The sequence below is a fragment of the Klebsiella sp. 1SOBk10mer genome, assembly GCF_046602535.1.
GTDB classification, from domain to species: Bacteria; Pseudomonadota; Gammaproteobacteria; order Enterobacterales; family Enterobacteriaceae; genus Klebsiella; species Klebsiella quasipneumoniae.
The window spans coordinates 59,242-82,551 of sequence record NZ_JBKIUP010000006.1 but is presented as its reverse complement, the minus strand read 5'-3'; the positions used below and the strand labels follow the sequence as shown (position 1 = coordinate 82,551).

Annotated in this window: 28 protein-coding genes; 14 read left to right on the top strand and 14 right to left on the bottom strand. The window is 56.8% G+C overall.

The window, feature by feature from the left end; translation table 11 throughout:
- Nucleotides 1–214: 214 nt before the first annotated feature.
- Nucleotides 215–1,648, top strand: a complete 1,434-nt coding sequence (dacB, locus tag ACLH1I_RS16635) for a serine-type D-Ala-D-Ala carboxypeptidase (RefSeq protein WP_004206185.1) — start codon at nt 215–217, stop codon at nt 1,646–1,648.
- A 52-nt stretch (nt 1,649–1,700) separates the two neighbouring features.
- On the opposite strand, the gene cgtA is transcribed toward dacB, so the two are convergent.
- From cgtA to rplU, 4 genes are all read right to left on the bottom strand, one after another.
- Nucleotides 1,701–2,879: an Obg family GTPase CgtA gene (cgtA, locus tag ACLH1I_RS16630; RefSeq protein ID WP_151628896.1), complete on the bottom strand. Its 1,179-nt coding sequence runs from the start codon at nt 2,877–2,879 to the stop codon at nt 1,701–1,703.
- Between the two features lie 15 nt (nt 2,880–2,894).
- A complete protein-coding gene (locus tag ACLH1I_RS16625; RefSeq protein ID WP_004206187.1) occupies nt 2,895–3,860 on the bottom strand; it encodes a DMT family transporter in 966 nt (321 codons plus the stop codon).
- A gap of 93 nt (nt 3,861–3,953) precedes the next feature.
- A complete protein-coding gene (rpmA, locus tag ACLH1I_RS16620; RefSeq protein WP_002434222.1) occupies nt 3,954–4,211 on the bottom strand; it encodes a 50S ribosomal protein L27 in 258 nt (85 codons plus the stop codon).
- A 20-nt stretch (nt 4,212–4,231) separates the two neighbouring features.
- The gene (gene rplU, locus ACLH1I_RS16615) at nt 4,232–4,543 is read right to left on the bottom strand and encodes a 50S ribosomal protein L21 (RefSeq protein ID WP_002918379.1); all 312 of its coding nucleotides are present in this window, start codon (nt 4,541–4,543) and stop codon (nt 4,232–4,234) included.
- Between the two features lie 260 nt (nt 4,544–4,803).
- Here rplU and ispB point away from each other — a divergent pair, with 260 nt between their 5' ends.
- Together ispB and sfsB are read left to right on the top strand one after the other, a co-directional pair.
- Nucleotides 4,804–5,775: an octaprenyl diphosphate synthase gene (ispB, locus tag ACLH1I_RS16610; protein WP_004206188.1), complete on the top strand. Its 972-nt coding sequence runs from the start codon at nt 4,804–4,806 to the stop codon at nt 5,773–5,775.
- A gap of 197 nt (nt 5,776–5,972) precedes the next feature.
- Nucleotides 5,973–6,245, top strand: a complete 273-nt coding sequence (gene sfsB / locus ACLH1I_RS16605; protein ID WP_004206189.1) for a DNA-binding transcriptional regulator SfsB — start codon at nt 5,973–5,975, stop codon at nt 6,243–6,245.
- 54 nt (nt 6,246–6,299) lie between these two features.
- On the opposite strand, the gene murA is transcribed toward sfsB, so the two are convergent.
- The 7 genes from murA to mlaF all read right to left on the bottom strand — a co-directional run bounded on the left by murA (nt 6,300) and on the right by mlaF (nt 11,106).
- A complete protein-coding gene (gene murA, locus ACLH1I_RS16600) occupies nt 6,300–7,559 on the bottom strand; it encodes a UDP-N-acetylglucosamine 1-carboxyvinyltransferase (protein WP_004206190.1) in 1,260 nt (419 codons plus the stop codon).
- 53 nt (nt 7,560–7,612) lie between these two features.
- Entirely contained in the window at nt 7,613–7,867 is a 255-nt protein-coding gene (ibaG, locus tag ACLH1I_RS16595; RefSeq protein WP_004144910.1) for a BolA family iron metabolism protein IbaG, read from the bottom strand.
- A gap of 136 nt (nt 7,868–8,003) precedes the next feature.
- Entirely contained in the window at nt 8,004–8,294 is a 291-nt protein-coding gene (gene mlaB, locus ACLH1I_RS16590; protein WP_048325846.1) for a lipid asymmetry maintenance protein MlaB, read from the bottom strand.
- Entirely contained in the window at nt 8,294–8,929 is a 636-nt protein-coding gene (gene mlaC, locus ACLH1I_RS16585; RefSeq protein ID WP_004206194.1) for a phospholipid-binding protein MlaC, read from the bottom strand. Before mlaC ends, mlaB begins: the two co-directional genes overlap by 1 nt.
- A gap of 18 nt (nt 8,930–8,947) precedes the next feature.
- Nucleotides 8,948–9,499, bottom strand: a complete 552-nt coding sequence (mlaD, locus tag ACLH1I_RS16580) for an outer membrane lipid asymmetry maintenance protein MlaD (protein WP_004206195.1) — start codon at nt 9,497–9,499, stop codon at nt 8,948–8,950.
- 4 nt (nt 9,500–9,503) lie between these two features.
- Nucleotides 9,504–10,286, bottom strand: coding sequence for a lipid asymmetry maintenance ABC transporter permease subunit MlaE (mlaE, locus tag ACLH1I_RS16575; RefSeq protein WP_004150949.1), 783 nt, complete (start codon nt 10,284–10,286; stop codon nt 9,504–9,506).
- Between the two features lie 7 nt (nt 10,287–10,293).
- The gene (mlaF, locus tag ACLH1I_RS16570) at nt 10,294–11,106 is read right to left on the bottom strand and encodes a phospholipid ABC transporter ATP-binding protein MlaF (protein ID WP_004206196.1); all 813 of its coding nucleotides are present in this window, start codon (nt 11,104–11,106) and stop codon (nt 10,294–10,296) included.
- Between the two features lie 209 nt (nt 11,107–11,315).
- On the opposite strand from mlaF, the gene ACLH1I_RS16565 reads away from it, so the two are divergent.
- The 11 genes from ACLH1I_RS16565 to npr all read left to right on the top strand — a co-directional run bounded on the left by ACLH1I_RS16565 (nt 11,316) and on the right by npr (nt 19,212).
- Nucleotides 11,316–12,293, top strand: coding sequence for a calcium/sodium antiporter (locus ACLH1I_RS16565; protein ID WP_004206198.1), 978 nt, complete (start codon nt 11,316–11,318; stop codon nt 12,291–12,293).
- A complete protein-coding gene (kdsD, locus tag ACLH1I_RS16560; RefSeq protein WP_075201808.1) occupies nt 12,290–13,294 on the top strand; it encodes an arabinose-5-phosphate isomerase KdsD in 1,005 nt (334 codons plus the stop codon). The genes ACLH1I_RS16565 and kdsD overlap by 4 nt, the downstream gene beginning before the upstream one ends.
- Before the next feature lie 14 nt (nt 13,295–13,308).
- Nucleotides 13,309–13,875 carry a 3-deoxy-manno-octulosonate-8-phosphatase KdsC gene (gene kdsC / locus ACLH1I_RS16555; RefSeq protein WP_017899917.1) on the top strand — a complete coding sequence of 189 codons (567 nt, stop codon included), beginning with the start codon at nt 13,309–13,311 and terminating at the stop codon, nt 13,873–13,875.
- Nucleotides 13,872–14,447, top strand: coding sequence for an LPS export ABC transporter periplasmic protein LptC (gene lptC, locus ACLH1I_RS16550; RefSeq protein WP_004206202.1), 576 nt, complete (start codon nt 13,872–13,874; stop codon nt 14,445–14,447). Before kdsC ends, lptC begins: the two co-directional genes overlap by 4 nt.
- Complete coding sequence (gene lptA, locus ACLH1I_RS16545; protein WP_002918415.1) at nt 14,416–14,961, top strand: lipopolysaccharide ABC transporter substrate-binding protein LptA; 546 nt, start codon at nt 14,416–14,418, stop codon at nt 14,959–14,961. The genes lptC and lptA overlap by 32 nt, the downstream gene beginning before the upstream one ends.
- 6 nt (nt 14,962–14,967) lie before the next feature.
- Entirely contained in the window at nt 14,968–15,693 is a 726-nt protein-coding gene (lptB, locus tag ACLH1I_RS16540; protein ID WP_004206203.1) for an LPS export ABC transporter ATP-binding protein, read from the top strand.
- A gap of 47 nt (nt 15,694–15,740) precedes the next feature.
- Nucleotides 15,741–17,174: an RNA polymerase factor sigma-54 gene (gene rpoN, locus ACLH1I_RS16535; protein WP_004206204.1), complete on the top strand. Its 1,434-nt coding sequence runs from the start codon at nt 15,741–15,743 to the stop codon at nt 17,172–17,174.
- Between the two features lie 22 nt (nt 17,175–17,196).
- The gene (hpf, locus tag ACLH1I_RS16530) at nt 17,197–17,484 is read left to right on the top strand and encodes a ribosome hibernation promoting factor (protein ID WP_004206206.1); all 288 of its coding nucleotides are present in this window, start codon (nt 17,197–17,199) and stop codon (nt 17,482–17,484) included.
- Between the two features lie 70 nt (nt 17,485–17,554).
- Nucleotides 17,555–18,043 (top strand): PTS IIA-like nitrogen regulatory protein PtsN, encoded by a 489-nt coding sequence (ptsN, locus tag ACLH1I_RS16525; protein WP_004144926.1) that lies wholly within the window; start codon nt 17,555–17,557, stop codon nt 18,041–18,043.
- A gap of 45 nt (nt 18,044–18,088) precedes the next feature.
- A complete protein-coding gene (gene rapZ / locus ACLH1I_RS16520; RefSeq protein WP_004206208.1) occupies nt 18,089–18,943 on the top strand; it encodes an RNase adapter RapZ in 855 nt (284 codons plus the stop codon).
- Nucleotides 18,940–19,212 (top strand): PTS phosphocarrier protein NPr, encoded by a 273-nt coding sequence (npr, locus tag ACLH1I_RS16515; RefSeq protein ID WP_002918431.1) that lies wholly within the window; start codon nt 18,940–18,942, stop codon nt 19,210–19,212. Before rapZ ends, npr begins: the two co-directional genes overlap by 4 nt.
- Before the next feature lie 62 nt (nt 19,213–19,274).
- Here npr and mtgA read toward each other — a convergent pair whose 3' ends face one another.
- The 3 genes from mtgA to arcB all read right to left on the bottom strand — a co-directional run bounded on the left by mtgA (nt 19,275) and on the right by arcB (nt 23,223).
- The gene (gene mtgA, locus ACLH1I_RS16510; protein WP_062913582.1) at nt 19,275–20,000 is read right to left on the bottom strand and encodes a monofunctional biosynthetic peptidoglycan transglycosylase; all 726 of its coding nucleotides are present in this window, start codon (nt 19,998–20,000) and stop codon (nt 19,275–19,277) included.
- Nucleotides 19,997–20,650 carry an isoprenoid biosynthesis glyoxalase ElbB gene (gene elbB, locus ACLH1I_RS16505; protein WP_004206211.1) on the bottom strand — a complete coding sequence of 218 codons (654 nt, stop codon included), beginning with the start codon at nt 20,648–20,650 and terminating at the stop codon, nt 19,997–19,999. Before elbB ends, mtgA begins: the two co-directional genes overlap by 4 nt.
- A gap of 233 nt (nt 20,651–20,883) precedes the next feature.
- Nucleotides 20,884–23,223: an aerobic respiration two-component sensor histidine kinase ArcB gene (arcB, locus tag ACLH1I_RS16500; RefSeq protein ID WP_023319214.1), complete on the bottom strand. Its 2,340-nt coding sequence runs from the start codon at nt 23,221–23,223 to the stop codon at nt 20,884–20,886.
- Nucleotides 23,224–23,310: the final 87 nt, after the last annotated feature.

Genomic DNA, 23,310 nt, shown 5'->3' with positions numbered 1-23,310 from the left:
CCTTCAGGGAACGGATAGCCCCGCTCCGCCACCTGTCCTGTACACGGGCAGGACACGAGCAAAAAGAAACCGACCCGGGAAACACTCCCCAGGTCAGCAGCAATTTTTCATTTGATAGGTATTTTACCCCGAAGTTCATTATGGGTCATCGTTTACTTTACTGGGCGTTGCACCGTAGTATGACGGCCTGGCTTCAGGTTGTTAGCGCGAGATTATGCGATTTCCCAGATTTATCATCGGATTGACTGCCGGTATAGCGCTTAGCGCTCAGGCGGCGAATATTGACGAGTACATCACCCAGCTTCCCGCCGGTGCGAACCTTGCCTTTATGGCGCAAAAGGTCGGCGCGTCGACGCCGGAAATCGACTATCACAGCCAGCAAATGGCGCTTCCAGCCAGTACGCAAAAGGTCATCACCGCGCTGGCGGCGCTGCTGCAACTGGGGCCCGATTTTCGCTTCACCACCACGCTGGAAACCAAAGGCTCACTGGACGGCGGCGTGCTGAAAGGCGATCTGATCGCCCGCTTCGGCGGCGACCCAACGCTGAAGCGGCAGGATATTCGCAACATGGTGGCGACGCTAAAAAAAGCTGGCGTGCAGCGTATCGACGGCAATGTGCTTATCGATACCTCGGTCTTCGCCAGCCATGATAAAGCGCCGGGGTGGCCGTGGAACGACATGACGCAATGCTTCAGCGCTCCGCCTGCGGCGGCGATTGTCGACCGCAACTGCTTCTCGGTCTCGCTGTATAGCGCGCAGAAGCCGGGCGATCTCGCCTTCATTCGCGTCGCCTCCTATTATCCGGTCACCATGTTCAGTCAGGTTCGCACCCTGGCGCGCGGCTCATCGGAAGCCCAGTATTGCGAACTGGACGTGGTGCCGGGCGACCTCAACCGCTATACCCTCACCGGCTGCCTGCCGCAGCGTAGCGAACCGCTGCCGCTGGCCTTTGCGATACAGGATGGCGCCAGCTATGCCGGGGCGATCCTTAAAGCGGAGCTGAAGCAGGCGGGGATCGCCTATAGCGGCACGCTGCTGCGTCAGACGCTGGCCAATGAGCCCGGTACGGTATTAGCCACCACCCAGTCGGCGCCGCTGCACGATCTGCTGCGGATCATGCTGAAGAAATCCGACAACATGATTGCGGATACCGTTTTTCGTACCATCGGTCATGCCCGGTTCGGCGTACCAGGGACCTGGCGGGCAGGATCCGATGCCGTACGTCAGATCCTGCGTCAACAGGCTGGTGTTGATCTTGGCAACACCATCATCGCCGACGGCTCTGGCCTGTCGCGCCACAACCTGATTGCCCCGGCGACCATGATGCAGGTGTTGCAGTATATCGCCCAGCACGACACCGAGCTCAACTTCATCTCTATGCTGCCGCTGGCGGGCCATGACGGCTCGCTGCAGTATCGCGCCGGCCTCCATCAGGCGGGCGTCGATGGCAAAGTCTCGGCGAAAACTGGGTCACTGCAGGGGGTTTATAACCTTGCGGGCTTCATCACTACCGCCAGCGGGCAAAAGGTGGCCTTCGTGCAATACCTCTCCGGCTACGCCGTGGAGCCAGCCGATCAGCGTAATCGCCGCATACCGTTGGTGCGCTTTGAAAGCCGGCTTTATAAGGATCTGTACCAGAACAACTAAAAACAAAAGGGCCGCATCAGATGCGGCCCTTTTTGATCCAGAGAAGTCAGGATTAGCGTTTGTAGATGAATTCGACGCCCTCTTCGTCGTCTTCGTCCCAGTCGTCATCCCAGTCTTCGTCATCTTCCACTTCGGCTTCGGCCTCTTCAAGCTGCTGACGGTGATAGTCGTCCCACATAAACTCGACTTTCTCCGGCTTCTGCTCTTCTTTCGCCTGCACGATGGGGTTTTCGATGATGAAGGTCATCACGTCCCAGCACAGATCTTTCACGCCCTGCTGGCTGGCGGCGGAGATCAGGTAGAATTTCTCTTCCCAACCAAGCGCTTCAGCAATCGCCTTCGCTTTAGCTTCGGCTTCCGCTTTGTCCATCAGGTCAATCTTGTTAAAGACTAACCAGCGCGGTTTGGAGGCCAGCTTCTCGCTGTATTTCTCCAGCTCGCCGATGATGATGCGCGCGTTCTCAACCGGATCGGAACCGTCGATAGGCTCGATGTCGATCAAGTGCAGCAATACGCGGCAGCGCTCAAGGTGCTTGAGGAAGCGGATACCGAGGCCTGCGCCTTCCGCTGCGCCTTCAATCAGCCCCGGGATATCGGCGACCACAAAGCTCTTCTCGTTGTCCATACGCACCACGCCCAGGCTTGGTACCAGGGTGGTAAACGGATAGTCAGCCACTTTTGGCTTGGCGGCGGAGACCGCACGGATGAAGGTGGATTTACCGGCGTTCGGCATCCCCAGCATTCCGACGTCCGCCAGCAGCATCAGCTCCAGCTGCAGGTCGCGCTTATCACCCGGCGTACCCATGGTCTTCTGACGCGGGGTACGGTTAACGGATGATTTAAAACGGGTGTTGCCCAGACCGTGCCAGCCGCCCTTCGCCACCATCAGACGCTGACCGTGTTTGGTCATATCGCCCATGGTCTCGCCGGTGCCCTGGTCGATAACCCGGGTCCCGACCGGCACTTTTACCGTCACGTCTTTACCACGCTTACCGGTACAGTCGCGGCTCTGGCCATTCTGCCCGCGTTCGGCGCGGAAAGATTTTTCAAAACGGTAGTCGATCAGGGTATTCAGGTTCTCGTCCGCTTCCAGCCAGACATCGCCGCCGTCACCGCCATCGCCGCCGTCCGGGCCGCCTTTCGGAATATATTTCTCGCGGCGGAAGCTTACGCAACCATTGCCGCCGTCACCTGCTACGACCAGGATCGTTGCTTCATCTACAAACTTCATTTTACTCTCCGTAAATCATTCGCCTGAGCGGGGCAGCGGTACTACCGCCTCTCGCTTACGCCAACGTCCCCAAAGACGATGACCGATGGCGGAATACATCGCGCCCGCAACCACGACAAACGCACCGAGATAACCAATCAGGTTTAACATCGGTCTGGCGAAAACATCGGGCCAGGCCATTGATAATAAATCAGAAAACAGTAGCGTAAACAGTGGCGTCAAGGTGATTAACGCGCTGACCTGCGCCGCCTGCCAGCGCGCCATGGCTTCCGCCAGCGCGCCGTAGCCGACCAGGGTATTTAACCCGCAAAAAATCAGGCATGCCAGTTGCCAGCTGCTTAACCGGGATATCACCCCAGGCTCAGCGAGCGGCAGTAATGCAATCGTACATAAAGTGTACAGCAAAAATAGTATCTGCTGCGATGCCAGACGGCGCAATAACACCTTTTGCGCGACGCCGTAGCTTACCCACACCGTGGCGGCAGCAACGCCGAAAATTACCCCCCACGTGTAGTCCGTCAGGCGGGTAAAGATTTCAATCAGGCTGGTGTTGAAGAACATCACCAGCCCGCTGAGCAGCATCAACGCGCCCACCACCTGGGTGCCGCGCATGCGCTCTTTCAGAATCACGACGCTAGCCACCATCATGCCCACCGGCGATAGCTGGCCGATGACCTGAGAAGCCGTGGGGCTGAGATACTGCAGGGAAGAACTGAACAGAATGAAGTTACCGAACAGACCGCCGGTGGCAATCGCTAATAAGACCAGCCAGCGCGGCTTGCGAAAAATCCGCAGCGGCGGCAGTTTGCCTTTGATCGCGAGGATCGCGCCAAGGCCAATACTGGCCATCAGGAAGCGATAAAACACCACCGTTGGCGGCGCCATCACCTCAAGAACCTGCTTCATTGCAATCGGCAACGCTCCCCAACACATCGCGGTGGTAAGCGCCAGAATAATGCCAATCCCAGCCTGCTGCTTCATGCCTGTTTCCCTGCAAAAATTTTCCGGTAGACGAATGTAAAAAGCCCCGCAACGTGTTGCGGGGCTTTCATCCGTTACCGGGACGCGAAAAACTTATTCAGCAACGATGCTGATGAATTTACGGTTTTTCGGGCCTTTAACTTCGAACTTGACTTTACCGTCAGTCAAAGCGAACAGAGTGTGGTCACGGCCGCAACCAACGTTGGTGCCAGCGTGGAATTTGGTACCACGTTGACGAACGATGATGCTACCTGCCAGAACTGCTTCACCGCCGAAACGTTTTACGCCCAGACGTTTAGCTTCTGAATCGCGACCGTTACGAGTCGAGCCGCCAGCCTTTTTATGTGCCATTTAAATCTACTCCTCAGGTCTTAGGCGCTGATGCCAGTGATTTTCACATCAGTGAACCACTGACGATGGCCCTGCTGCTTACGATAGTGTTTACGACGACGAAACTTAACGATTTTAACTTTCTCGCCACGACCGTGAGCAACAACTTCAGCTTTGATTACGCCGCCCTCAACGAAAGGAACGCCGATCTTGATTTCTTCACCGTTTGCGATCATCAGCACTTCAGCGAACTCAACAGCTTCGCCAGTTGCGATGTCCAGCTTTTCCAGGCGAACGGTCTGACCTTCGCTTACTCGGTGTTGTTTACCACCACTTTGGAAAACCGCGTACATATAAAACTCCGCTTCCGCGCACCTCTTCGTGTGATTCAGAGTGCGCTATAAATATTCACAATAGGGCGCGAATATTACGCAAAACGCGAGCCTTTGACAAGAGCGATTAGCGATCAATGCAGAAAAAAAACACAACTTTCACGACAACGTTTATCTACGGCAATTTTTCAGTACAATCATATCTTCTTTTAATTCTGTCTTAATCCTTCTGTGATCCCACCTGGATTCATGGTAACAGGACATTTGGCCCGGCTTTTGCGATGAATTTAGAAAAAATCAATGAGTTAACCGCGCAAGATATGGCGGGTGTCAATGCGACGATTCTTGAGCAACTCAACTCCGATGTTCAGCTTATCAATCAGTTAGGCTATTACATCGTCAGCGGCGGCGGCAAACGCATTCGCCCGATGATTGCTGTGCTCGCCGCGCGCGCGGTGGGTTATCAGGGGAGCGCGCATGTCACCATTGCTGCGCTGATTGAATTTATTCATACCGCCACCCTGCTGCATGACGACGTCGTCGATGAGTCTGATATGCGTCGCGGCAAAGCCACGGCAAATGCGGCGTTTGGCAATGCCGCCAGCGTGCTGGTCGGCGATTTTATCTATACCCGCGCCTTTCAGATGATGACCCAGCTGGGCTCGCTGAAGATCCTCGAGGTCATGTCGGAAGCGGTGAACGTCATTGCCGAAGGCGAAGTGCTGCAGCTGATGAACGTCAATGACCCGGATATCACGGAAGAGAACTACATGCGCGTCATCTACAGCAAGACGGCGCGTCTGTTTGAGGCAGCCTCGCAGTGTGCGGGACTGCTGGCCGACTGCACTGCGGAAGAAGAGCGCGCGTTGCAGGATTATGGCCGCTATCTCGGCACCGCTTTCCAGCTGATCGACGATTTACTCGATTACAGCTCAGACGGAGAGCGGCTCGGTAAAAACGTCGGTGATGACCTCAACGAAGGCAAACCGACGCTACCGCTGCTACACGCCATGCACCATGGTACCGCCGATCAATCGGCGATGATCCGCGGGGCTATCGAGCAGGGCAACGGCCGCCATCTGCTGGATGCCGTCCTGGAAACGATGGCTGCCTGCGGTTCGCTGGAGTGGACGCAGAAACGTGCTGAAGAAGAAGCTGACAAAGCGATTGCCGCGCTGCAGATTCTCCCGGACACCCCCTGGCGTGAAGCCTTGATCGGGCTGGCGCATATCGCGGTTCAGCGCGATCATTAATCCCCTCTCCCTTCCCGCGCAGTGCGCGGGAAAGTTCCAGTAAAAATCCATTCCCTACCGTAAATTTCCCGATATCTTGATACATTCTGAATATTCCGACGCTTTAACAGAACTTGTTAGAACCTTACCTGGTGCGCGGGTATAGTGTCTCCGTTGCCCATATGGGCCGTTCAGGATCTTTATCACCAGGAGAATTTATGGATAAGTTCATCGACTGGCATCCCGCAGATATTGTTGCTGGATTACGTAAACGGGGAACATCGCTGGCGGCAGAGTCGCGACGGCACGGTCTGAGTTCTTCAACGCTGGCGAACGCCCTGACCCGCCCCTGGCCGAAAGGCGAATTAATCATCGCCACGGCGCTGGATACACAGCCATGGGTCATCTGGCCGTCACGCTACCATGATCCGGTAACGCATGAGTTTATCGACAGAACGCAGATGATGCGTCAGAAGAAGATGGACAAGTGATGTGATTATGCGACAAGGACCCGGGAGAGACACCCGGGCCCTGTCAGGACGCGATTACTCGCCTTTCACGCGCTGAATATTGGCACCCAGCGCCTGCAGTTTATCTTCAATACGCTCATAGCCACGATCGATATGATAGATGCGATCGACGATGGTGGTTCCCTCAGCGATACAACCTGCCAGCACGAGGCTCGCCGAAGCACGCAAATCGGTCGCCATCACCTGCGCGCCCGAAAGCTGCTTCACGCCATGACAGATCGCGGTATTGCTCTCGATCTCCGCGTGAGCACCCATACGGATCAGTTCCGGAATGTGCATAAAGCGGTTTTCAAAGATCGTTTCGGTGATCACGCCGGTCCCTTCCGCGACCAGGTTGAGCAGCGTGAACTGGGCCTGCATATCGGTCGGGAAGCCCGGATGCGGCGCGGTACGCACGTTAACCGCTTTCGGACGGTTGCCATGCATATCAAGGCTGATCCAGTCTTCGCCCGTTTCGATGTCCGCTCCGGCGTCGCGCAGCTTTGCCAGTACGGCATCGAGGGTATCTGGTTGCGCGTTACGGCAGAGGATCTTGCCGCCGGAAATGGCTGCGGCCACCAGGAAGGTCCCGGTTTCAATACGGTCCGGCAGCACACGGTAAACGCCGCCGCCCAGACGCTGCACGCCTTCGATGGTGATGCGATCGGTACCCTGGCCGCTGATTTTTGCGCCCAGCGCGTTAAGGAAGTTCGCGGTATCGACGATCTCCGGCTCGCGAGCGGCGTTTTCGATAATCGTCGTCCCCTCGGCGAGGGTCGCTGCGCTCATGATAGTGACGGTGGCGCCGACGCTCACTTTATCCATCACGATATGCGCGCCTTTCAGACGACCATTGACCGAAGCTTTTACATAACCTTCTTCCAGTTTGATCTCGGCGCCCAGCTGTTCCAGGCCGCTAATATGCAGATCGACCGGACGCGCGCCGATGGCGCAGCCGCCAGGCAGAGAGACTTGTCCCTGACCGAAACGCGCCACCAGCGGGCCCAGCGCCCAGATAGAGGCGCGCATGGTTTTCACCAGATCGTACGGAGCACAGAATACATCGACCGGGCCGGCGTCAATCCACACCGAACCATTGCGCTCTACCTTCGCGCCCAGCTGACTCAGCAGCTTCATGGTGGTATCGATGTCTTTCAGCTTAGGTACGTTCTGGATCTCTACCGGCTCTTCGGCAAGCAGCGCGGAAAAGAGGATTGGCAGGGCGGCGTTTTTTGCACCGGAGATGGTGACTTCGCCCTGAAGGCGAGTCGGCCCCTGAACACGGAATTTATCCATTGATTCTGTTCTCTATTAAAAATTCACATACGCTGCAGGGGATCCCCCACAGCTTAGAAGCCATTTAGTTTGCGGTCTCGCGCCCACTCCTGCGGAGTAAAGGCCTTGATCGACAGCGCATGGATGCGGTTGTCAGCAATATATTCCATCAGCGGCGCGTAGACGCTCTGCTGCTTTTTAACCCGACTCATGCCATCGAACATCTCACCCACAGCAATAACCTGAAAGTGGCTGCCATCGCCAGAGACGTGGACTTCCTGGAGGGGGAGTGCGTTCATCAGCACGGTCTGAATTTCATGATTTTCCATGGGCTCAAATTTATCTGATAGTGAAAACAGCCCAACATCTTAGAGGAAAGTGGCGCGGTCTTAAACAAGCAAAAAGCCCCGGCGAAAAGATTGCCGGGGCTTTCGGAATAGCTTCAGCGCTAAGACACTGAAAAGATTATGGGATCATATCGACAGGCAGGTTGTAAAGACCGACCAGCGTTTGCAGATTTTCGCTCTTGCCGATCAGCTGCGCTTCCCGGCCCTGGCGGCGAATCAGCGCCACAAAATGTACTAACAGCGCCAGGCCCGCCGTGTCCACGCGCGTGGTCTGACTGAGATCGATGATCGCTGTCCCGGCTGTCGCCTGGGCGCGTGCCTCCCAGAGCGGGACCAGCAGATCCTGGTCCAGCTCTCCGTGCAGCGCCAGCGTCTCGCCATCACGAGTCCAGCTCAGCTGCCCGCTCATTATTTTTTCTGTTCCAGGGTGATCGGCTGAGCGGAGATCGCTTTGAGCTGCGCGGTCAGGCCATCAACGCCCTTGGTACGCAGCAGGTCGCTCCACTCGTTTTGTTTGGTGGTGATCATGCTGACCCCTTCCGCAATCATATCGTAGGCCTGCCAGTTGCCGGTCTGGGTATTTTTACGCCACTGGAAGTCGAGACGTACCGGCGGACGGCCGTTCGGGTCGATGATAGTGACGCGGATCGGAATGATGGTCGCGCTGCCCAGCGGCTGTTCCGGGGCAATCTGGTAGGTCTGACCATGGTACATTGCCAACGCCTGGCCATAGGCCTGCTTCAGGTATTCACGGAAGGCGGCAAAATAGGCTTCACGCTGCGCCGGGGTAGCTTCTTTGTAATAGCGGCCCAGCACCAACGCGCCGGCATACTTCACCTGCACATAAGGCAGAAGCTCCTGGTCGACGATGTCGCGCAGATAGTTAGGGTTGGCCTTGATCTTCGGCTGTTCATTCTTCAGGCGATCGAAGGTTTTCTGCGCCGCTTCATTCATCAGCTTATACGGATTGGACTGGTCTGCCGCCTGGGCGGCGGTCAGCGGGGCAATCACCAGCATGGCGACCATGAGTAAGCGTTTAAACATATCGTGTTTCTCCTGAAATTAATGCGTCGTGCCGGCTGCCGGCGTCGCGTCAGTATGACCTTCTGCCTCGGCCTTATCATTGCCAGAATTCTGATTGTCGCCGCCCTTACTGTTATAAAGGAACTGACCAATCAGATCTTCCAGCACCATAGCGGACTTGGTGTCCTGGATAGTACCGCCGTCTTTAAGAATAGTCGTCCCGAGGTCCGGGTCTTCAAAACCGACGTTCAGCGCCAGATACTGCTCGCCCAGCAGGCCAGAGGTGCGGATCGCCAGCGAACTGGTATCGGGGATATGGTTGTAGCGCTCATCGATATCGAGCTCCACGCGCGGCAGATAGGTTTTCGGGTCGAGGGTGATGTCCGCCACGCGGCCAACAACCACACCGCCGATGCGCACCGGCGAGCGTGCTTTCAGGCCGCCGATATTATCGAAGGTCGCGTAAAGACGGTAAGTCGGCTCGGTACGTAGCGAGGTGACGTTCGCCGCCTTCAGGCAGACAAACAGCGCCGCCAGCAGCGCCACCAGTAAGAACACCCCTACCCAGATTTCATTTTTTTTCGTTTGCATGAACTCAATTCCCAAACATCAGCGCAGTCAGCACAAAATCCAGCCCCAGAACCGCCAGCGACGCATGCACCACGGTGCGCGTAGTCGCCCGGCTAATCCCGGCGGAAGTGGGGATAGCGTCATAACCATTGAATAACGCAATCCAGGTTACCGTAATGGCGAATACCAGGCTCTTAATCAGGCAGTTCACCAGATCCATTCGCCAGTCGACGGCATTTTGCATCGCGGTCCAGAAAAAACCACCATCAATGCCTTTCCAGCTCACGCCCACCAGCGCTCCACCCCAGATCCCCACCGCAACGAAGATAATCGTCAGCAGCGGCAGCGAAATGACGCCGGCCCAGAAACGGGGAGAAATGACGCGGCGCAGCGGATCCACCGCCATCATCTCCATACTGGAGAGCTGTTCCGTGGCCCGCATCAGGCCAATCTCGGCGGTCAGCGCCGACCCGGCGCGACCGGCAAACAGCAGCGCGGCGACCACCGGCCCCAGCTCGCGCAGCAGCGACAGCGCCACCAGCATGCCAAGACTGGTCTCTGCGCTGTAGGTGGTTAAGACCAGATACCCCTGCAGCCCGAGCACCATACCGATAAACAGGCCCGATACAATGATAATCAGCATCGACAGAACGCCGACGTTGTAGAGCTGACGAACCAGCAGCGGCGCGTGCTTGCGAAACTCTGGCTTGCCGACAACGGCGTTGAACAGCATTAATCCGGCGCGTCCAAAGGTCGCGGTGGTTTTAATACCGCGATGGCCTAGCGCGGCCAGCGCATTAAACAGCATCAGTCGCTCAACTCCCTATGCCTAATAAATCATGGTGATAGTCGCCAGCCGGATAACGGAACGGCACCGGGCCGTCGGCAATACCATCAATGAACTGACGAACCCGAGGGTCAGCATTCTCACGTAGCGACTGGGCGCTGCCGTGGGCGACAATCTTTTTATCCGCCACGATATACGCATAGTCCGCAATGCTCAGCACCTCAGGCACATCGTGCGAAACCACGATGCAGGTGACACCCAGCGTGCTGTTGAGTTCAGAAATCAGCTTCACCAGCACGCCCATGGTGATGGGATCCTGCCCGACGAACGGTTCGTCGAACATAATGAGATCCGGCTCCAGGGCAATGGCCCTCGCCAGGGCGGCGCGGCGCGCCATGCCGCCGGAAAGCTCAGAGGGCATTAACTTCGCCGCACCGCGCAGCCCTACCGCCTCCAGCTTCATCATCACCGTCGTATGCAGCAGCGCAGGCGGCAGATGCGTATGTTCGCGCAGCGGGTAGGCGACGTTGTCAAAGACATTGAGGTCGGTGAACAGCGCCCCGGACTGGAACAGCATGCTCATCCGCTTACGCACCGTGTACAGACGCGAACGGGTCATCTGCGGCACGTTCTCGCCATCGAACAGGATCTCTCCCCTGTCCGGCGGGATCTGTCCGCCGATCAGGCGTAACAGGGTAGTCTTGCCGATCCCCGAAGGTCCCATAATCGCAGTAATTTTACCGCGTGGCACCGACAGCGAGATGTCGTCGAAGATCACGCGATCGCCGCGAGAAAAGCGGATACCGCGCACTTCAACTAAATTCGCCTGAGTTTGGCTCATAAAATCATCCTTACTAAGCACCTGATGGGCAAGCATCGCCCTTTCTTACGCCACAATCACAACATTTTTACAGAATCTTACCTGCACAGGTTAGCGAAAGCTGGCATTTGTTTTACTTTTGGCACGCATAAAGTCAAAATTAAGAATTCGTTACGCTGCGTAGGGATAACCCAGCGAGGCGACGATTATACCTGAAGAAAGGACTTTAGATGCTCTTAGCGACGGCTCTGTTAATTATTGGTTTATTGCTGGTTGTCTACAGCGCCGATCGTCTGGTCTATGCCGCCTCCATCCTCTGTCGCATGTTGGGGATCCCGCCGCTGATCATCGGTATGACGGTGGTGAGTATTGGCACTTGCCTGCCAGAGATCATGGTTTCCACCGCGGCCTCGCTGCATGGACAGACCGATCTGGCGGTGGGCACCGCGCTCGGCTCCAACATTACTAATATTCTCCTGATCCTCGGTCTGGCTGCCTTACTCAGGCCATTTACCGTGCATTCTGATATTCTGCGCCGCGAATTACCGCTAATGTTGCTGGTCAGCGTACTGGCAGGGCTGGTGCTCTATGATGGTCAACTGTCCCGTCTCGACGGCCTGTTTTTACTGGCGCTGGCGCTGCTATGGCTGCTGTTCACCATCAAAATCGCCCGTCTGGCGGAACGCCAGGGAAGCGATAGCCTGACCCGCGAACAGCTGGCCGAACTGCCGCGTGAAGGGTCGCTGCCGGTCGCTCTGCTGTGGTTAGGGGTGGCGATGATCGTCATGCCGATGGCCACCCGCATGGTGGTAGATAACAGTACGGTGCTGGCAAACTATTTTGCCATCAGTGAACTGACCGTCGGCCTGACGGTAGTGGCGATAGGCACCAGCCTGCCGGAGCTGGCCACCGCCATCGCCGGGGCGCGCAAAGGGGAAGATGACATTGCCATCGGCAATATCATCGGCGCAAATATCCTCAATATTGCGCTGGTGCTGGGTTTGCCGGCGCTGATCGCGCCGGGAGCCTTTGCGGCGGAAGCCTTTACCCGCGACTATGGCGTGATGTTGCTGGTCAGCCTGATCTTCGCCGTGCTGTGCTGGCGCCGCCAGCAGCAGCCGGGACGACTGGTTGGCGCGCTGCTGGTCGGCGGTTTTGTGGTTTGGTTGGCGATGCTGTTCTGGACAGCGCCGCTCTTCGTTGAATGACTCGGGATAACATCATGTCGCAAATAGATTTGCCCACGGATTTTGACTTTCAACAGGCAGGCCGTCAGGTGCTGGAAATTGAACGTGAAGGTCTGGCCCAGCTCGATCAGTATATAAATGACGATTTCACCCGCGCCTGCGAAACGATTTTCCGCTGCGGCGGGAAGGTCGTGGTGATGGGGATGGGCAAATCCGGCCATATCGGCCGCAAAATGGCGGCAACCTTCGCCAGTACCGGCACGTCGGCATTTTTTGTCCACCCAGGCGAAGCCGCGCACGGCGATTTGGGCATGGTTACGCCGCAGGACGTGGTGATTGCATTGTCGAACTCCGGCGAATCGAACGAAATCCTCGCGCTGATCCCGGTACTGAAACGCCAGCAGGTGAAGCTTATCTGCATCACCAGCCGGCCTGAAAGCAGCATGGCGCGCGCGGCGGATATCCATCTGTGCGTGAAAGTGCCGAAGGAGGCCTGTCCGTTAGGGCTGGCGCCCACCTCCAGCACCACCGCCGCGCTGGTGATGGGCGATGCCCTCGCCGTCGCCCTGCTGGAAGCCCGCGGCTTTACCGCTGAGGATTTCGCTCTCTCGCATCCGGGTGGCGCACTCGGTCGTAAGCTGTTGCTGCGCGTCAATGATATTATGCATACCGGTGATGAGATCCCGCACGTCGGCCTGCAGGCCACCCTGCGCGATGCGCTGCTGGAAATCACCCGTAAAAATTTAGGTATGACCGCTATCTGCGATGACGACATGAACATCATCGGTATCTTTACCGACGGTGACCTGCGCCGGGTCTTCGACACCGGCGTTGATATGCGCGATGCCAGCATTGCCGACGTCATGACCCGGGGAGGGATCCGTATCCGTCCCGGCACCCTGGCGGTGGATGCGCTAAACCTGATGCAATCCCGTCATATCACCTGCGTGCTGGTTGCCGATGGCGACCATCTGCTGGGTGTGGTACATATGCACGATCTCCTGCGCGCGGGCGTAGTGTAAGTAAGGAAAAAATAATGAATAATGCTGATGCTCCGTTAGCGACCTGCTATGGGCCGGTAAGCCAGACGTTTCTCGATCGCGCGGCTAAGATCCGTTTACTGATCCTCGATGTCGACGGTGTATTATCCGACGGGCTTATCTATATGGGTAATCACGGCGAGGAGCTGAAAGCGTTCAACGTCCGCGATGGCTATGGTATCCGCTGCGCGCTGACCTCTGGCATTGAAGTGGCGATTATTACCGGACGAAAAGCTAAACTGGTAGAAGATCGCTGTCAGACGTTGGGCATCACGCATTTGTATCAGGGGCAGTCGGACAAGCTGCTGGCGTTCCGCGATCTCACTGACAAACTGGGCGTGCGGCCAGAGGAAGTCGCCTACATCGGCGACGATCTGATTGACTGGCCGGTGATGGCCGAAGTGGGGCTTAGCGTCGCCGTCGCGGATGCGCATCCGCTGCTGCTGCCGCGCGCCGATTACATCACCCGGATTAATGGCGGACGCGGCGCGGTACGCGAAGTCTGCGATTTGTTACTATTGGCGCAGGGCAAGCTGGATGAGGCCAAAGGGCAATCAATATGAGTAAAACCAGACGTTGGGTTATCATTTTACTGTCGCTGCTCGCGCTGATCCTCATCGGCCTGAATCTGGCGAATACGGACGACACGGCCCAGCAGGAGGTCAATCCCAACGACCCGACGTATAAAAGCGAACACACTGACACCGTGGTGTACAGTCCGGAAGGCGCCCTGAGCTATCGGCTGATTGCCGAGCATGTGGAGTATTTTTCCGATCAGGAGGTCTCCTGGTTTACCAAACCAGTGATGACCACCTTTGATACCAATAAGGTGCCGACCTGGTCAGTCAGAGCAGATAAAGCGAAGCTGACAAATGACCGGATGCTCTATCTTTACGGGCACGTTGAGGTGAATGCGCTCGCGCCTGACTCTCAACTGCGCAAAATTACGACGGATAACGCCCAGATAAATCTGGTAACGCAGGACGTTACCTCTGATGACATGGTGACGTTATACGGCACCACATTTAATTCCAGCGGCCTGAAAATGCGTGGAAACCTTCGCAGCAAAAATGCCGAGCTGATTGAAAAGGTGAGAACCTCTTATGAAATTCAGAACAAACAAACTCAGCCTTAAGATTGCGCTCGCCGGCGCGTTACTGGCCGCCAGCCTGCCGGCCCTCGCCAAGACGGGCGATACCGATCAGCCGATCCATATCGAATCCGATCAGCAGTCGCTGGATATGCAGGGCAATGTCGTCACCTTCACCGGTAACGTGGTCGTGACTCAGGGGACGATCAAAATTAACGCTGATAAAGTGGTGGTCACCCGTCCGGGCAATGAAAAAGGCAAAGAGGTGATCGAAGGTTTCGGTAACCCGGCCACCTTCTACCAGATGCAGGATAACGGCAAACCGGTAAAAGGCCGGGCGTCGAAAATGCGCTATGAGCTGCAGAACGATTACGTCGTGCTGACCGGCAACGCGTACCTTGAACAGCTCGACAGCAACATCAAGGGCGACAAGATCACCTATCTGGTGAAAGAGCAAAAAATGCAGGCCTTCAGCGACAAAGGTCGACGCGTCACCACCGTTCTGGTGCCGTCCGAGCTGCAGGACAAAAGCGGCAACCAGCAAAAGAAGAGTAACTAATCCGTTATGGCAACCTTAACTGCGAAGAATCTCGCTAAAGCGTATAAAGGCCGCCGCGTGGTGGAAGATGTCAGTCTCACCGTTAACTCGGGGGAGATTGTCGGCTTGCTTGGCCCCAACGGCGCCGGTAAAACCACCACCTTCTATATGGTGGTCGGGATTGTGCCGCGCGACGCGGGCAATATTATCATTGATGACGAAGACATCAGCCTGCTGCCGCTGCACGCGCGCGCGCGCCGGGGGATCGGCTATCTGCCGCAGGAAGCCTCGATTTTTCGTCGCCTGAGCGTTTATGACAACCTGATGGCGGTCCTGCAGATCCGTGACGATTTGAGTAGCGAGCAGCGGGAAGATCGCGCCAAAGAGCTGATGGAAGAGTTTCATATTGAGCACCTGCGCGACAGCCTCGGTCAGGCGCTCTCCGGTGGTGAACGCCGCCGCGTCGAAATCGCCCGCGCGCTGGCGGCCAACCCGAAATTTATTCTTCTGGATGAACCCTTTGCCGGCGTGGATCCGATCTCGGTTATCGACATCAAACGCATCATTGAGCATTTGCGCGACAGCGGCCTCGGCGTACTGATTACCGACCATAACGTCAGAGAGACTCTCGCGGTCTGCGAACGCGCGTATATTGTCAGTCAGGGACACCTTATCGCTCATGGTACACCGCAGCAGATCCTCGAAGATGAGCAGGTTAAGCGCGTGTATCTTGGGGAAGACTTCAGACTCTGATAGGGTAGAGGTTACAGACGTTTTAGCCGGAGATATTTACCCTGAACATGAAGCAAGGTTTGCAATTAAGGCTTAGCCAACAGCTTGCCATGACGCCGCAGCTGCAGCAGGCGATTCGTTTGCTGCAGTTGTCCACGTTAGAACTCCAGCAAGAGCTCCAGCAAGCGCTGGAAAGTAACCCGTTGCTTGAGCAAACCGATCTTCACGACGAGGTAGAGGCGAAAGAGGTGGAGGACCGCGAGTCTCTCGATACCGTCGACGCACTTGAGCAAAAAGAGATGCCCGACGAGCTTCCTCTCGATGCCAGCTGGGATGAAATCTATACCGCCGGTACACCGTCAGGCAACGGCGTGGACTACCAGGACGACGAACTCCCCGTTTATCAAGGCGAGACCACCCAGACGCTGCAGGATTACCTGATGTGGCAGGTCGAGCTGACGCCCTTCACCGATACCGACCGCGCCATCGCCACCTCCATTGTCGACGCCGTCGACGATACGGGCTACCTCACCGTTCAGATTGAAGATATCGTCGACAGCATCGGCGATGAGGAGATCGGCCTCGAAGAAGTGGAAGCCGTCCTGAAGCGCATCCAGCGTTTTGATCCGGTTGGCGTCGCGGCGAAAGATCTGCGCGACTGTCTGCTGATCCAGCTCTCGCAATTCGCCAAAGAGACGCCGTGGCTGGAAGAGGCCCGGCTGATTATCAGCGATCATCTCGATCTTCTGGCCAACCATGATTTCCGCACCCTGATGCGGGTGACCCGGCTGAAAGAAGAGGTGCTGAAAGAGGCGGTGAACCTGATCCAGTCCCTGGATCCCCGTCCCGGCCAGTCCATTCAAACCAGCGAACCGGAATATGTCATTCCCGACGTGCTGGTGCGCAAGGTCAGCGGCCGCTGGACCGTGGAGCTCAACGCCGACAGCATTCCACGGCTGAAAATTAATCAGCAGTATGCGGCAATGGGCAACAGCGCCCGCAATGACGCCGACGGCCAGTTCATTCGCAGCAATCTGCAGGAAGCCCGCTGGCTGATTAAAAGTCTGGAAAGCCGCAACGATACCCTGCTGCGCGTGAGCCGCTGCATCGTAGAACAACAGCAGGCTTTTTTCGAACAGGGTGAAGAGTATATGAAGCCGATGGTGCTGGCCGATATCGCCCAGGCCGTCGAGATGCATGAATCGACGATTTCCCGTGTCACCACGCAAAAATATCTGCACAGTCCGCGCGGTATTTTTGAACTGAAGTATTTCTTCTCCAGCCATGTCAATACCGAAGGCGGCGGCGAAGCCTCGTCGACGGCGATTCGCGCGCTGGTGAAGAAACTCATCGCCGCGGAAAATCCCGCGAAGCCGTTGAGCGACAGTAAGCTCACCTCCATGCTGTCCGAGCAGGGTATCATGGTCGCGCGCCGCACTGTCGCGAAGTACAGAGAGTCTTTATCCATCCCGCCGTCAAACCAGCGTAAACAACTGGTCTGACACAACCGATAAGGAAGACACTATGCAGCTCAACATTACAGGACACAACGTCGAGATCACTCCCGCGATGCGCGACTTCGTCACGGCGAAGTTCAGCAAGCTGGAACAATTTTTCGACCGGATCAATCAGGTCTATATTGTGTTAAAAGTAGAGAAAGTGACGCAAATTGCGGACGCGAATCTGCATGTCAACGGTGGCGAAATCCATGCCAGTGCGGAAGGGCAGGATATGTATGCAGCTGTCGATGGTCTTATCGACAAGCTGGCAAGGCAGTTAACGAAGCATAAAGATAAACTAAAACAACACTAATTGTCCGGGCCCCCCTGCGTCAGCCGCCAGGTAACATCGGCGACGGGCGCGGGGGCGCTCAGGTGAAATTATGATGAACAACGATTCGGCTCTACAACTGAGCAACGTCCTGAACCAGGAATGTACCCGTAGCCAGGTTCACTGCCAGAGCAAGAAGCGTGCTCTGGAAATCATTAGCGAACTGGCCGCCAAACAGTTAAGTTTGCCGCCGCAGGTGGTGTTCGAAGCGATCCTCACCCGCGAAAAAATGGGCAGTACCGGGATTGGCAATGGTATCGCCATTCCCCACGGAAAACTGGAAGAGGATACGCTGCGTGCTGTCGGCGTTTTTGTCCAGCTGGAAACCCCCATCGCCTTCGACGCGATCGACAATCAGCCTGTCGACCTGCTGTTCGCGCTGCTGGTGCCGGCCGATCAGACAAAAACCCACCTGCATACGCTCTCCCTGGTGGCCAAACGGCTGGCCGACAAAGCGATTTGTCGTCGCCTGCGCGCGGCGCAGAGCGATGAAGAGTTGTATGAGATCATCACCGAAGCAGGAAGCAGCGATGACGCATAACGGCAGTCGCACCTTATCCTTTATCGTACTGAGGAGAAACGGTACATGGTACTGATGATCGTCAGCGGCCGCTCGGGCTCGGGTAAATCCGTCGCTCTGCGAGCGCTGGAAGATATGGGCTTTTACTGCGTGGATAACCTGCCGGTCGTGCTGCTGCCCGATCTGGCACGGTCGCTGGCTGACCGCAATATTTCGGCGGCCGTCAGCATCGACGTGCGGAACATGCCGGAATCACCGGAGATCTTCGAGCAGGCGATGAAAAACCTGCCGGAGTGCTTTTCGCCGCAGCTGCTGTTTCTCGATGCCGATCGCAACACGCTGATCCGTCGATACAGCGACACCCGTCGCCTGCATCCGCTGTCGAGCAAGAATTTGTCGCTGGAAAGCGCCATCGATGAAGAGAGCGATCTGCTGGAGCCCCTGCGCTCGCGTGCCGATCTGATTGTCGATACCTCGGAGATGTCGGTTCACGAGCTGGCGGAAATGTTACGCACCCGGCTGCTGGGTAAACGAGAACGCGAACTGACCATGGTCTTCGAATCCTTCGGCTTTAAGCACGGTATCCCGATCGATGCCGATTACGTCTTTGACGTGCGCTTTCTGCCAAACCCGCACTGGGATCCGAAGCTGCGTCCCATGACCGGTCTGGATAAGCCGGTGGCCGCCTTCCTCGATCGGCACACCGAAGTGCACAACTTTATTTACCAGACCCGGAGCTATCTTGAGCTATGGTTACCGATGCTGGAGACCAACAATCGCAGCTATCTGACGGTGGCCATTGGCTGCACCGGCGGTAAACATCGTTCGGTTTATATTGCTGAACAACTGGCTGACTACTTCCGCTCGCGCGGCAAAAACGTGCAGTCTCGTCATCGGACGCTGGAAAAACGTAAATCATGACCGTAAAGCAGACCGTTGAAATCACCAATAAGCTGGGCATGCACGCCCGCCCGGCGATGAAGCTGTTCGAACTGATGCAGAATTTCGATGCCGAGGTGTTGCTGCGCAACGATGAAGGCACGGAGGCGGAAGCCAACAGCGTCATTGCCCTGCTGATGCTGGACTCGGCGAAAGGACGGCAGATAGAGGTGGAAGCCAGCGGTCCGCAGGAAGTGGAAGCCCTCGCCGCAGTGATTGCCCTGTTTAATGCCGGGTTTGACGAAGACTAAAAGTGACGCTTCCCGGCGACGGAGACTGGCGACGGTACCAGCCCCGGCGCCGGATTTACCCGCTAATAGAGCTTATGCTCACGCATGAACCCTTCCCCACCCAGCTGTTGCATCTGGCGTAAGATCCAGGCCTGGCGGTTGCGCACATAGCCCGAAGGCGCGTCGGCGCGATAGCGGATCGGGTTTGGCAGCACCGCGGCCAGCAGAGCCGCTTCCCCCGGCGTCAACTGGCTGGCGGGCTTATGAAAATAGCGCTGGGCGGCCGCTTCCACCCCAAAAATCCCCTCGCCAAACTCGGCAATATTCAGGTAGACGGTCAGGATCCGCTTTTTACTCCACACGATTTCCATGCCGACGGTCAATCCGGCCTCCAGCCCCTTGCGCAGCCAGCTACGACCATCCCACAAAAACAGGTTTTTCGCCGTCTGCTGCGACAGCGTTGACGCGCCGCGGATGCGGGTATCGTGACGCTCATTGTGCGCCAGCGCCTTTTCGATTGCCGAGACGTCAAACCCCCAGTGTTCCGGGAACTTCTGATCTTCGGCGGCAATCACCGCCAGCCCCATCCACGGGGAGATCTTATCCATGGCGACCCAGTCGGAGTGCGCCAGATAGTGGACATCGCCGGACAGCCAGGCGCTTACCTGCCGCTCAAGCATGACTGCCGAAAAGGGCACCGGCAGCACGCTAAACAGCGCGATCCCCCCGCCCCAGAAGACGGCGGCGATCAGCAGCAGACGCAGCGCCAGTCGTTTGAGCAGCGCGAAGGGCGCAATGCGGAGCTTCATGCGCTCAGCGCCAGCACGCGGGCGACCAGTTTTTCGATCCCAGTGGCGGCTTGCACAATATTCTCCGCCAGCATATACGCCGGGGTGGTGACCACTTTATTCTCTTCATCCACCACGATGTCGTCGACCGGGCAAGGCACATGCTCCGCCCCCATCTCCTCCACCACATCGGCAGTGTCGAGATCGGTCCCGATAGTCATCCGCAGCGGAAACGCAAAGATCTTCGGCAGCAGCGCCGGAGCGATGCACATAAAGCCCAGCGGCTTGCCGGCCTGATGCATCGCCAGCGCCAGGGCCCGCAGATCGTGGTCCACCTCGCATTTGCTGCCCTCGGCAGCGAAGCTGCTTAAGTTTTTCGCCGCGCCGAAGCCGCCGGGGACGATCAGCGCGTCCAGCGTCTCCTCACGCGCTTGCGCCAGCGGCAGGATGTCGCCGCGGGCGATGCGCGCCGCTTCCACCAGCACGTTGCGCTGCTCCGTCAACGGTTCACCCGTCAGATGGTTGATGACGTCGCGCTGCGGTTTATCGGGCGCAAAGCAGACCGCCTGCGCGCCGTTGCGCGCGATCGCCAGCAGGGTAATCACTGCCTCATGAATTTCACTGCCGTCGTACACGCCGCAGCCGCTCAGTACCACACCAATTTTTTTCATCGCCTTCGCTCCTCCATGCAACTCACTGAAACCAGTCAAAAATGTCGATTTACTCGCTATGCTTCACATATTTTACTGATTCATGTAACAAATTAGTTAAGCTTTGCTATCTTAATGAGCGAGCAATCCACTTCTCAGGTTGCGCCACGTAACAACATCACTCAAATCACACTGGCTCAACCACCAGTTCCCTGGTGTTGGCGCAGTATTCGCGCACCCCGGTCTGTCCGGGGTCATTTTTTCCCGGCCTTCGCCACCCATGCCTTCAGAATTGCCACGTCGTTTTGCCACTCGGATTTCATCTCTTCAACCCATTCAGCGACATTATCAGACCAGGCAGGCAGGTCCGGCGTCTGGATCTGCTGACCCAGCTGCTGGATGTGGCGCAGGCCAATAGAACCCGCAGCCCCTTTGATCTTATGCCCCTCTTCGACGATCCCTTTTTGATCGCGGGCGGTGAGATTAGACTCAAGGACGGACATATAGCCCGGCATCATCTTCTCAAACACCGCGAGGCCATCGTTGATAAGCTTCGGTCCCACCAGTTCGATGTATTGCTCCAGCATATCGGTATCCAGCACCGCGTCGGCTTTATGCAGATCGGCCGCCGGCGCTTCCTGCGCCTCCTCTTCCGGCGCATCCCAGAATTTTTTGATCATGGCCGTCAGCGCCGGCACCGATAGCGGCTTGCTCAGCACATCGTCCATGCCGGCATCAAGATACTCTTTCTTATTCTTCAGCACGTTGGCGGTCAGGGCTACCAGCGGCGGCAGCTCATCCGCGGCAAAATTCTGTTTTAGCTGACGAGAGATATCCAGACCCGTCATATCCGGCAGCTGGATATCCAGCAGCACCAGGTCGTACTCACCAGGCTCAAACATCTCCAGCGCGGCTTTACCGGTCATCGCGACATCCACGCTGTTGCCCAGCTTTTCCAGCACCGAGCGCGCCACGATGACGTTGAGCTCAATATCTTCTACCAGCAGCACGTTGAGCGCCGGTAATGGCATGTCGTCTTCCGCCAGGGTATCTTCCACTTCTTCCGCAATGGCAGGCGCATGGACGGTGAGCGTAAAGGTCGCTCCTTTACCCGGCTGGCTGGTGACGCTGATATCGCCGCCCATATTGCGCGCCAGGCGGCGCGATACGGCGAGGCCAATCCCGGTGCCGGTGGCTGGTTTGCCGCCGTGGCTGTCTTTGACCTGGTAATACATGGCGAATATTTTGTCCTGTTCCGCTTCAGGAATACCAATCCCGGAGTCTTCCACTTCGAAGTGCAGGATATCGCCTTCGTCATAGCGCACGCGGACGTTCACCCCACCGCCCTGTGGGGTAAATTTCACGGCGTTGCTGATAAGATTCCACAGGATCTGCCGCAGGCGGGTGCCGTCGGTGATCACCTTGTGCGGCAGCGGCAGGCTCGGCTCCAGCACAAAGCGCAGTCCCTTCTGCTGCGCCTGCAGACCGGAAAGGTTTTCAAGGTCGGCAAGGAAGCTGGTGAAGTCCACCGGCTGGTTATCGAGCTGTACCTTACGGCGCTCCATTTTATCCATGTCGATAATATCATTGAAGATATTCCCCAGCGTCACCGCCGAGACATGGATGGTTTTCAGGTATTTTTCCTGCTCGCTGGTCAGTTCGGTATCCAGCAAAATTCGGCTCAGCCCGACGATCCCGTTCAGCGGGGTACGCAGCTCATGGCTGATGGTGGAGATGAAGGTGGTTTTATCCCGGCTGGCGCGTTCGAGGGCGTCCTGATAGCGTTTTCGTTCGGTGATATCGCGCCCGAAGCCCATCAGGCCGCGACGCTTGCCGACGCGATCGTAGTACGGGACCTTGCGGATTTCGAAGCACGCTTTACGGCCATCGGGATAGTCCAGCCACTGCTCATAGGTCAGCGATACATTGTGGCGGAACACCTTCTCATCGGTTTCCAGCACCTTTTCCGCTGCTTCTTCGCTATAGACGTCCTGTGGTTTGAGGTGGATCAGCTGTTTCTCGCTTTTGCCGGTCAGCAGTTCCATCGCCCGGTTACAGCCGGAAAACTCTTTATCCTCATTGCGGTAAAAGACCAGGTCCGGGGAGGCGTCGAGGAAAGAGCGCAGAAAGGAGGATTGCTGTTCGAGCTGGATCTGCGTCTCTTCACGCTCTTTCATCTCGATCTTCAGCTGCTCAAGGGTGGTCTCACGCTCGGCTTCCGCCTTTTCACGTTCGCCAATCTCCTGATTCAACTGCGCGATATTGTCTTTCAGCTGCACATTCAGCTTCAGATCGCGCTCGCGCATCTCCTCCAGCTTCTCCACCAGCCGCGACAGACGCTGGCGGGACTCTTCGAGTTGCTCCACCACCACCGAGAGAAAGTAGACCGCCCACGGGGTGATGAGCAGACCGAAGAAGATAGAGCGGATAACGTCGATGCTTTCAACCTGGCCATGCAGCACCATGGTGACCGCCATCTGTACCACGATGGCCAGCACCACCAGCGCAAGAGCCAACAGCATTGAAAAGCGGACCAGACCCAGCTTCATCATCAGGTCGACATAATACTGCGCCAGCATACGAATTTGCTTCATAGGGGATTCCTTCACGACAACTCCGCACAATAATACTCAATTCTGAGCAATGCGCTGTAAGTTGTGCAAAAAATGCGGGAAGGAGCC